General features: G+C 46.9%; 11 protein-coding genes. 1 reads left to right on the forward strand and 10 read right to left on the reverse strand.

Going from position 1 to position 9783, the window contains the following annotated elements; genetic code table 11:
• Positions 1–107 precede the first annotated feature (107 nt).
• Positions 108–1388, reverse strand: a complete 1281-nt coding sequence (hemL, locus tag Q7V32_RS18120) for a glutamate-1-semialdehyde 2,1-aminomutase (RefSeq protein ID WP_304898387.1) — start codon at positions 1386–1388, stop codon at positions 108–110.
• 366 nt (positions 1389–1754) lie between these two features.
• Between hemL and Q7V32_RS18125 the strand changes: the two genes are divergently transcribed.
• On the forward strand, positions 1755–2213 hold the full coding sequence (locus tag Q7V32_RS18125; RefSeq protein ID WP_304898388.1) for a hypothetical protein: 459 nt from the start codon (positions 1755–1757) through the stop codon (positions 2211–2213).
• Between the two features lie 95 nt (positions 2214–2308).
• Here the strand turns inward: Q7V32_RS18125 and Q7V32_RS18130 are convergent, their stop codons facing one another.
• The 9 genes from Q7V32_RS18130 to rsxB form a co-directional block, all read right to left on the reverse strand.
• A complete protein-coding gene (locus Q7V32_RS18130) occupies positions 2309–3118 on the reverse strand; it encodes a DUF2063 domain-containing protein (protein WP_304898389.1) in 810 nt (269 codons plus the stop codon).
• Positions 3051–3902 (reverse strand): DUF692 domain-containing protein, encoded by an 852-nt coding sequence (locus Q7V32_RS18135; protein ID WP_304898390.1) that lies wholly within the window; start codon positions 3900–3902, stop codon positions 3051–3053. Before Q7V32_RS18135 ends, Q7V32_RS18130 begins: the two co-directional genes overlap by 68 nt.
• Before the next feature lie 78 nt (positions 3903–3980).
• Positions 3981–4370, reverse strand: a complete 390-nt coding sequence (locus Q7V32_RS18140; RefSeq protein WP_304898391.1) for a hypothetical protein — start codon at positions 4368–4370, stop codon at positions 3981–3983.
• Between the two features lie 173 nt (positions 4371–4543).
• Positions 4544–5179 carry an endonuclease III gene (nth, locus tag Q7V32_RS18145; protein ID WP_304898392.1) on the reverse strand — a complete coding sequence of 212 codons (636 nt, stop codon included), beginning with the start codon at positions 5177–5179 and terminating at the stop codon, positions 4544–4546.
• The gene (locus tag Q7V32_RS18150) at positions 5176–5865 is read right to left on the reverse strand and encodes an electron transport complex subunit E (RefSeq protein WP_304898393.1); all 690 of its coding nucleotides are present in this window, start codon (positions 5863–5865) and stop codon (positions 5176–5178) included. The genes nth and Q7V32_RS18150 overlap by 4 nt, the downstream gene beginning before the upstream one ends.
• A complete protein-coding gene (rsxG, locus tag Q7V32_RS18155; RefSeq protein ID WP_304898394.1) occupies positions 5865–6503 on the reverse strand; it encodes an electron transport complex subunit RsxG in 639 nt (212 codons plus the stop codon). The genes Q7V32_RS18150 and rsxG overlap by 1 nt, the downstream gene beginning before the upstream one ends.
• A complete protein-coding gene (gene rsxD / locus Q7V32_RS18160) occupies positions 6500–7531 on the reverse strand; it encodes an electron transport complex subunit RsxD (RefSeq protein WP_304898395.1) in 1032 nt (343 codons plus the stop codon). The genes rsxG and rsxD overlap by 4 nt, the downstream gene beginning before the upstream one ends.
• Complete coding sequence (gene rsxC / locus Q7V32_RS18165) at positions 7528–9015, reverse strand: electron transport complex subunit RsxC (protein WP_304898396.1); 1488 nt, start codon at positions 9013–9015, stop codon at positions 7528–7530. Before rsxC ends, rsxD begins: the two co-directional genes overlap by 4 nt.
• Positions 9008–9541, reverse strand: coding sequence for an electron transport complex subunit RsxB (gene rsxB, locus Q7V32_RS18170; protein ID WP_304898397.1), 534 nt, complete (start codon positions 9539–9541; stop codon positions 9008–9010). The genes rsxC and rsxB overlap by 8 nt, the downstream gene beginning before the upstream one ends.
• Between the last annotated feature and the right edge of the window lie 242 nt (positions 9542–9783).

The raw sequence follows: 9783 nt of genomic DNA on the forward strand, positions 1-9783 counted from the left end.
AGAAAAGAAAGAGTGGGTCGAACTTGTTGTTTTTAATAAACAGGAACGATCCACTACCTTTTGCGGAATATAAAGCGCATTGGCTTTTTGGTGTGAAGCCAATTTTCTTATAATTTACGCATAACCTCTTCTGCAATATCCAGAGTCCTATCAATCACTTCATCCGTATGAGCCGCTGAGACAAAGCCCGCTTCGAAAGCAGAGGGCGCCAAGTAAACGCCTTGATCCAGCATCGCATGAAAAAATCTTTTAAAAAGACCTTGATCGCACTGCATCACTTGCGCAAAAGTCGACACCTCCGGGTGATCGGTAAAGAACAATCCGAACATGCCTCCAACACTGTTCGTCGCCAACGACACCCCGGCACTGGCTGCTCGCGCCTTCATTCCCTGGGTCAATTTTTCTGTTTTTTGGGTTAGCTGCTCAAAAAAGCCCGGAACCGAGATTAACTCCAGCGTTTTTAAGCCAGCGGCCATAGCCACCGGGTTTCCGGATAAGGTTCCAGCCTGATAGACGGGACCCAAAGGCGCTAGACAGGCCATAATATCCCGTTTTCCACCGAACGCACCGACAGGCATCCCTCCACCGATAACTTTACCCAGCGTGGTTAGATCCGGGGTAACACGGTAGTAACCTTGAGCACCCTGTAAACTGACTCTGAAACCGGTCATCACTTCATCGAAAATCAGCACAGCACCCGATTGATCGCAGACCTCTCTAAGCGCCTCAAGAAATCCCGGCTGTGGCGGAATGCAATTCATATTGCCGGCGACTGGCTCGACAATGATACAGGCAATTTGATCGCCTACTTTTGCAAACGTATCGCGCACTGATTGGGCATCGTTATAACAGAGCGTAATGGTATCTTCAGCCACTGACGCAGGAACCCCCGGTGAGCTTGGCACACCAAAAGTCAACGCGCCGGAGCCTGCTTTCACCAGCAGTGAATCCGAGTGTCCATGATAACAGCCTTCAAATTTTACAATTTTGTTACGCTGCGTATAACCTCTGGCCAAACGAATCGCACTCATCGTCGCCTCGGTTCCTGAGCTCACCATTCTGACCATGTCAATGGACGGTAATAGCTCACAAACCCTAGCCGCCATAGTTGTTTCAATTTCCGTAGGCGCACCAAAACTGAGACCTTTTTCCGCAGCTAGCTTAACAGCGGCTATCACTTCCGGATGGGCATGTCCTAAAATCATGGGTCCCCAAGAGCCGACATAATCGATATATTGCTTACCTGCTGCATCAAAAATGTAAGGCCCTTTCGCATGGTCGATGAAAACAGGCTCACCACCCACACCGCTGAATGAACGCACAGGAGAATTAACACCGCCGGGAATGACTTGTTTAGCCGCTGCAAAAAGCTCTTTTGAATCTGTCATAGTTAATTAAGGTTAAATAGAGAAAGGGTAAAGTAACATCACTGGCAAACGCAAGCCAACCAGAAAAAGCCAACAATTCCCAGTTTGATGATAAAAAAAGGGTGGGCGTAAGCTTTGCGGGGATGTCGGCAGCAGGGATGCTTGCCGTCAAGCCCCCACGGATGGATCTACGGCGTTCCTCACAAGGCTTACGCCTACCCTCAAAGCCACATTAAAAGTTCAAACTGGGAATTGCTGAGGGAAAGACAGCGCAGACGGCCTGCCGTTACATTTTAATCATCCTCAACTCTTTGTAGAATGAGGCCTTATAAAATGATAAAGTCCGCTGTTATTTCTACAACGCACCTGAATGTTTTTGGCATCCTTATGAAAACAATTACTCTTATAAAAAAAGTCAGTTTCTTCCCTCTGCTTTTGCTTATCCTTGCCGCTTTTGTTACCGGTTGTTCTGATGATAAAAAAAACGCACCAGCTAAGCCGGCATCACAGGCACAGGCACAACCACACCATTCTTTTGATCATGCGCACGGATCGGAAGTCAGCGACCTGGAAAAACATAAATTCGAGCATGATTTCGCGGACCAGTGCGTCGAGCGCGAAATCAAGAACTCTAAAAATAAAGACATTGATAGAGAACGATTCACAAAACCGTGCCTCTGTATCGCAACGTATCTGATGAAAGATCTGACTGCGAAGGAATCCGAATTATTTTTGGTTGAACATAAAAACACTCAATCACTGAGAATCAAATTCGAGAGCGCGGCCTATCATTGTTTACAGGAAAAAGTACAACCCAAGTCACCCATGCTATTTGGTAAACATTAATTTAATCGGCCTGATGACTCTGATACCGGCCCATAACCTTTGCGGTATCAGAGCCTTTCTTATGGATTAAGCCCAAGCCGGCCCATCATGGCCGATCAATAAATAATACCTTTTTCAAATAACTCATGACAGACAGCAGCTCCATGAGCCAAGAACGCATCCTCATCGGATACTGCAGATTCTTTCGCTAATACCGACAACTGTTCTTTCAGTTGTTCACCCTTTTCTTCCTGAATGTATTCCAGTAAACGATAGGTAAGCGGCGTGATTTGAATAAAGCCAACTTCGTCTTCACTGTTGCGGTAAACCACTAAAAAAGTAGGTTCAGCAGACATTTGCTCAGGAATGTTCGAAGGAGAAATCTGATGAACAGGATACAAATAAACCAATGGCCAGGCTAAAGGCGATAAGGCTACTTTGGAATTCAAAAGGTCATCGCGCTGAAGCATGGACACCGGACAAGTATCTTTTGCAATGGTCAATGCCATTTCAACCCATTCATAATGGGCCAATTCCAACATAAACGGCAAATCGGCAGGATTATTTCTTTCGTTTTGAAGATAAGCGAGAAACTCTTCAGGGATTTCCGAAAAATGAGGTGTGGCACATCCGTGATTAGCAAAAAAACCCTGCACTAAAGACAGCCAATCAGACTCGCTGATTAACGACTTTAAAACCGGAAAGTTACTCCCCAGAAATCCTTCTATATTATTAAAAAAAAGCTCCCTGTACATGAGCATACGCTCAATCTTGACATCACCCGGCGGGGGGTGGTTATCAGGATCCCGGATAAAATCAGCGAATTGCTTTTGTTTGGCTTTAAGATCCACGCTCATTTCAGGCTGTCTGACGTTGATGCTGATCTGCCCACGCGTTTTGAATTGCCCGAATGGTCGCCACTTCATTCAATAAATCCGGCATCGGCGGGATATTAAAATCACGTTCCAGCAAGGTGGGAAACACGCCAAACAATTCATAGGCTTTACCTAACAACTGCCAGACCGGATCAATTACGGCCGCACCATGGGTATCCACCAAAAAATCGTGAGCCTCAACATAATGACCGGCAATATGCGCATAGGCAATTCGGTCCGAAGGAATAGCTCTCAGAAAACTTTCAGCATCGTAGCCGTGATTAACACTGTTGACATAAATATTATTCAAATCCAGCAGAATGTCACAATCGGCCTCTTCAACAACCCTGTTAAAGAAATCGATTTCATCCATCTCTTGGCCGGGAGCGGCATAATAAGAAACATTTTCAACCGCTATTTTCTGCTCAAGAATATCCTGTACACGCTTAATACGCGAAGCAACATGGTGAACCGCTTCATCGGTAAACGGGATAGGCATCAAGTCGTATAAGTGACCATTGTGGCTGCAATAGCTTAAATGCTCACTATAGAAACTGATGTCGTGATCAATCATGAACTGCTTTAGATCACGAAGAAAAACTTCATCCAGGGCATCCGTGCTGCCTAGTGAGAGGGAAAGTCCATGACAAACAAATTTAAACCGTTCGGTCATGGACCGGAATTGTTTGGCTAATTTGCCGCCCAGAGTCATCCAGTTTTCAGGCGCAACCTCATAAAAGCCAAGATCGGAAGGAGGGTTATCGGCTATTTCAGCCAGAAATGCTCTTCTCAGACCTAGACCTGCACCCGATACTGGAAATTGTCTGGTGATCATATAGAACTAAATCTTGTTGAATAATTTGAAAGGAGAGCGTGGCAACTCTCCTTAACATTAAAAGCGCTAGAAAGCGGATTATTGTCCAGCCGCCTTATCTTTATTGACTGTGTCGCCGCAGCTGCCTTCCTTGCCTTTCATCATATCGCCGCAGGTACCTTCCATGCCTTTTTTCATTTTATCGCCATCCATCATCGCGCCACATTTGCCTTCGCCGCATGCTGCTTCTTTGGCTTTTGTTTCAGCGGCTTTTTCGGTTTTCTTACCCGCACAAGCGCCTTCGGGAGTTTTTGGTTTTTCCATCTTCATCCCTTCGCCGCATGCCATTTCAGCAACTTGCATATAACCTGAAGAAAGTTCTTGTACACCAAATGGATTGGCTTCTGCATGAACAGCTGTCATAGCCAGACTTGAGATTACAGCAGAACCTAACGCAGCCGCTAAAGGTGATTTAGTATTTTTTTTCATTGTGTCGATCCCAGTGAGTGTTGTTGTAGATAAGCCCGGAGGCTCTGAATCAGATATTATTGTGGCCGCATGAACCGGCAATGAACATGCGGCATTTCGATAATCCACGTGTATGACCCTGCTGACTATTAGGAGTTCCTGAAAAGCCATCGGATTCGCGCGTAACAATACCATTAATCAGGCGTTTTTTCCTCAAATTCACACAGATCCGCAATAACACAACTCTGGCATCTTGGCTTACGAGCGACACAGGTATAGCGCCCATGGAGTATTAGCAGATGATGCGCATCTTTTTTATGCTTATCCGGAACCCATTTTTCAAGGCCTTTTTCAACCTCAAGCACTGTTTTACCCGGCGCAATTTTTGTTCGATTGGAAACGCGAAAAATGTGCGTATCTACGGCGATAGTCTTATGGCCAAATGCGGTATTGAGAACGACATTGGCGGTTTTTCTACCCACACCCGGCAAGGCCTCTAATTCGGTACGCGTATCCGGCACAAAGCCATCATGCTGATCAATCAACTGCCGACATAACAGGATGATATTGCGGGCTTTACTGTTGAACAAACCAATGGTTTTAATAAAATTTTTGAGACCCTCCTCACCTAAGGCTACGATTGCTTCAGGTGAATTCGCGACAGCAAATAATTTTAATGTGGCCTTGTTGACGCTTTTATCGGTTGCCTGCGCCGACAAGACAACCGCTATCAACAGCTCAAAAGGCGTTGCATAAAACAGCTCCGTAGTCGGTTCGGGTATTGCCTCAGCTAACCTGTCGAAAATGATCTGGCGTTTGATCTTGTTCAAGATTCAGCGATCACCTGAACCGGAATGGCTTCAATAGCCGGTTTTCTTTGCTTGAATTTAGCGTCGATAACATTCTTCAAGGCGATTAAAAAACCCAACCCGATAAATGCGCCAGGGGGCAATATAGCCAGCAGAACACCGGAATAATCATCAATAACAATGATCTTCCAATCCTTTGCAGCAGGACCAAACATCAAATCGGCACCGGCTAAAAACGTGCCGGAGCCGATAATTTCTCTTAAACTGCCCAACAAAGTCAGCGCAAAAGTAAAACCAAGACCTATAAACAAGCCGTCCATCATGGCTTTTGGAACGCTGTTCTTCGAAGCAAAAGCTTCTGCGCGACCAATAACCGAACAATTTGTCACAATCAAAGAAATAAAAATACCCAGAATTTTATACAGATCAAAAAACCACGCATTCATCGCTAATTCGATAATCGTCACCACGCACGCGATCACCAAGACAAAAATCGGCAAGCGAACTTCTGAAGGCGTAATTTTCCGTATCAATGAGACCGAACTTCCGGTCAACATTAGCGTGAGTGTCGTCGCCAAACCTAAACCCAAGCCATTGATCACCGTATTACTTACTGCTAGTAAGGGACATAAGCCCAATAAGGCAACAAATGCCTGATTGTTAAACCACAAGCCTTCTTTAGCTATTTTGCTGTATTCGGAAAACATTAGTCTTTACCTGCCGTTTCGGATAACGAAAATATCTTTTCTTTATTTTGTTTAAAATACTGCAGCGTCAGTTTAACTTTATTGACTACAGCCCTCGGCGTGATGGTGGCGCCTGCAAATTGATCAAACACGCCACCATCTCTTTTTACAGCCCATTCCTGATCAGTAAGATTGATCAACGATTTGCCGCTAAATGACAAAATCCAGTCGCTTCTTGATGATTCTATTTTGTCACCCAGTCCGGGGGTTTCTTTATGCCCCACGACTCTAACACCGGAGAGGGTCCCATCCTCCAAAATGCCGACCAGCAATTTTATATCGCCGTTATAGCCATCCGGAGCAATTGCGGTAATAACTGCAGCAACCGGCTGGCCATTTTTTCTGGCCCGGTAAATGGCAGAAGGGGTTTTAACGTGGGAATTTAGGTCTTTTACCAGTATCTGGTCAGCAACAATGTCATTGTCATACAAGTTCTCCGGCACCAATTGTTTAAGCCCCTGCAACAACGATTGCCGTTCGTTCATCGCAATTTTATCGGCTGTGGCACTGGATATGAGTGCAACCAGTCCCAAACCAAGAATTGAGAATGCACCCAGCGCTACCGCTGAAATGACGATTTTGTTCAGTGTTTCGTTCATGCCCGGTGTCCGAATACGCGAGGTTTAGTAAAATAATCCAGCGCCGGCGCGGCAAGATTGGCCAGTAACACCGAAAAGGCGACCGCATCAGGATAACCGCCCCAAACCCTGATGATATAAACCAGCACGCCTATCATCATCCCGTAAATCAGGCGGCCTTTTACAGTGGTCGCGGCAGTGACCGGATCCGTTGCAATAAAAAAGGCGCCCAGCATGGTCGCTCCGGCAAACAGATGAAACATCGGAGGTGCGTAGATCTGCGCATCGATCAGGTAGCAAATGCCGGAAATTACCGATATGCCTAAAATAAGCCCAGCCGGTATATGCCAATTAATGATTTTACGCACCATTAACCAAAGTCCGCCCAGCAAATATGCCAGCGAAACCCACTCCCATCCCTTTCCAGCTAGATAGCCGAATACAGCGCCAGATTGAGCCTCTAAAACCGATTTTTGCAAACTCAACTGGGTTTTTAGTGCATCCAGAGGAGTCGCCATGGTTAAAGCATCATAATCAGCATTCTCTGGAATCCGCTCGAACAATATCAGTTGCGCAATATCCTGGAAATTCAACGTCATAGTGCCTAGCCCTGTCATTGCTGGCCAGGAGGTCATCGGCAGAGGAAAAGAAACCAATAAAAAAACATACCCGACCATCGCCGGATTAAACGGGTTATAACCTAACCCCCCGTATAAATGTTTGGCAATAACAATGGCAAATAATATCCCTGTCACAGTGACCCACCAAGGCGCAATAGCCGGTAAGGAAATCGCCAAAAGCACCGCTGTTACAACCGCACTCAAGTCTTTCAGACTGACCCACACCGGTCGTCCTCTTACCAACAGAATCAGCGACTCGGCCATTAAAGCGGTAATAACAGCCAGAACCACATTAATCAGAACACCCCAACCAAAAAACCAGAATAGGGCAATAACGCCCGGAACGAGAGCAATAATGACCTCAAACATGACCCGGGTGACGCTGTTGACCGGTTGCACATGCGGCGATAACGCCGTGGAAAACTTCATTGAGTCACTCCCTCTTTCTCTGCATTGGCTTGTTTAACTTTTGCTAAAGCTTCTTTTTTCAATCGGGCGCGCTCGGCTTTTTCAGCCTGCTCTTTGGCTTTGCGCTCCAGATGCATGTCATGGCGCCGCTTGGCAACAGAGGCCTTTTCAGCTTCTTTAGCCTTGGCAATCACTTTACTTTTTGCAGACCGGTAATATTGCACCAGAGGAATATGACTCGGACAAACCACTTCACAGCAGCCGCATTCAATGCAATCAAACAAACTGAATTCTTTACATTTATCCAAATTACCGGCACGGCTATGCCAATACAATTGCTGCGGGAGCAAATCTACAGGACAGGCTTTGGCACAATCGCCACAACGTATACACGGCATGGCCTGCTTACCGGTGTTAATATCGGCAGCGGTACCGGCTAATATACAATTGGTCGCTTTGACGACCGCGATTTCGTCATCGGGCAAGGCGAAGCCCATCATCGGCCCGCCCATGATCAAGCGTTCGACATGCTCAGTGTAGCCACCGCATTGCTCGATGAGTTCGCTAATCGGTGTACCGATGCGAACATACCTGTTTTGCGGCTCTTTAACGCCACGACCGGTGATGGTTATCACCCGCTCGGTCAGCGGCTTTCCATTACAAACCGCATCATAAACCGCCGATGCTGTACCGACATTCACGCACAACACACCGATGTCGGCAGGAATCCCTCCGGAGGGCGTTTCCTTACCCGTTACAACCTTGATCAGCTGTTTTTCCCCACCGGTAGGATAAATAGCCGGCACCTGAACAACGATTATGCGTGGATCATTTAACGCGGCGACTGCTTGAGTAAGCCGGGCATAAGCGCGCGTCATATGGTCTTCAATAGCGACGATACAGCGCTCGATATGAAGCGAATGCAGTAAAATCTGGGCGCCTACCAGCACAGACTCCGGTTGATTCTGCATCAGGCAATCATCACAGGTAATATAAGGCTCGCATTCCGCGCCATTCAAAAGCAAGGTATCGAGCTTTCTTTGCGGCCCCGGATTGAGCTTTATCGCCGTGGGAAAAGCGGCGCCGCCCAAACCGACAATGCCGGCATTTTTTATTGCCGAGCGGATAGCCGCGGGATCCTGGCTGCTGAAATCGGCGACACCCTGCGTAACCAGGCTTTCATCCTTACCATCGGTGGCGATTACGATACAAACATCGGCCATACCGGAAGGATGCGGTATCAAGCGCTCTTCAATAGCCTCTATGATACCGGAGCTGGCCGCATGAACCGGTGTCGCAAGCGGATGATCGGAATAAGCGATGACCTGCCCCCGCAACACCCGGTCGCCCACCTGAACCTTGGGATCCACACTCACCCCGGGCCGCTGCATCAACGGATAAACCAGCTTTTTAGGAATGCTTGCCTGACGCAAAGGCGCCTGGTTAGATAAATCCTTATTGTTGGGCAGGTGCAATCCGCCGTGAAATCGCGCTAAATTAAGCATATTTTCTTTCCGGCTCCGGCCACTGCCACGTATTGATAGTTTGTTCAATCGGCTCCATAACAATACAATCTACCGGGCAAGGCGCCACACAAAGCTCACAGCCGGTACATTCATTGGCAATAACGGTGTGCATCATTTTCGCCGAGCCCAGGATGGCGTCCACAGGACATGCCTGAATACATTTTGTGCAGCCTATGCAGTCCGCTTCGATAATAACAGCGACACTTTTTGGTTTCTCTGCGCCAAATTCATCGTTCAGAGGTTTGGCTTCCACGCCCAGCAAATCAGCCAGTGCATTAATACCGTCCTGACCACCCGGTGGACATTGATTGATATCGGCCTCGCCTGACGCGATGGCTTCGGCATAAGGCCTGCATCCTGGAAAACTGCATTGCCCGCATTGAGTTTGGGGCAAGATCGCCTCAATTTTATCGACAATAGGATTTCCTTGAACCTTGAAATAAACTGCCGAGAAACCCAGCACCACACCAAAGACAGCAAATGTCGCGCAAATTATAAGTATCATTTTATTGTGTTCTAAATGATCGGTTGCAAACTACCCAGACCGCGCTGGCATCTATAAAATTTCGGATCAAAACCGGTGTAATCGGTTTGATTGCTTCCCTGGAAACTAGTGTTTAATTGCGTAAATTAGCTATTGTATTTTTTATCTGACTACCCTGTACCTCTCTTCGGCGCCATTTAAAAGGTTGAGCCTTCTGATTATGCCTTACGATAAAGGCCTCAATCGCACTCTTTAGCTCCTCA

The organism is Methylicorpusculum sp. (genome assembly GCF_030651835.1).
Classification (GTDB): domain Bacteria; phylum Pseudomonadota; class Gammaproteobacteria; order Methylococcales; family Methylomonadaceae; genus Methylicorpusculum.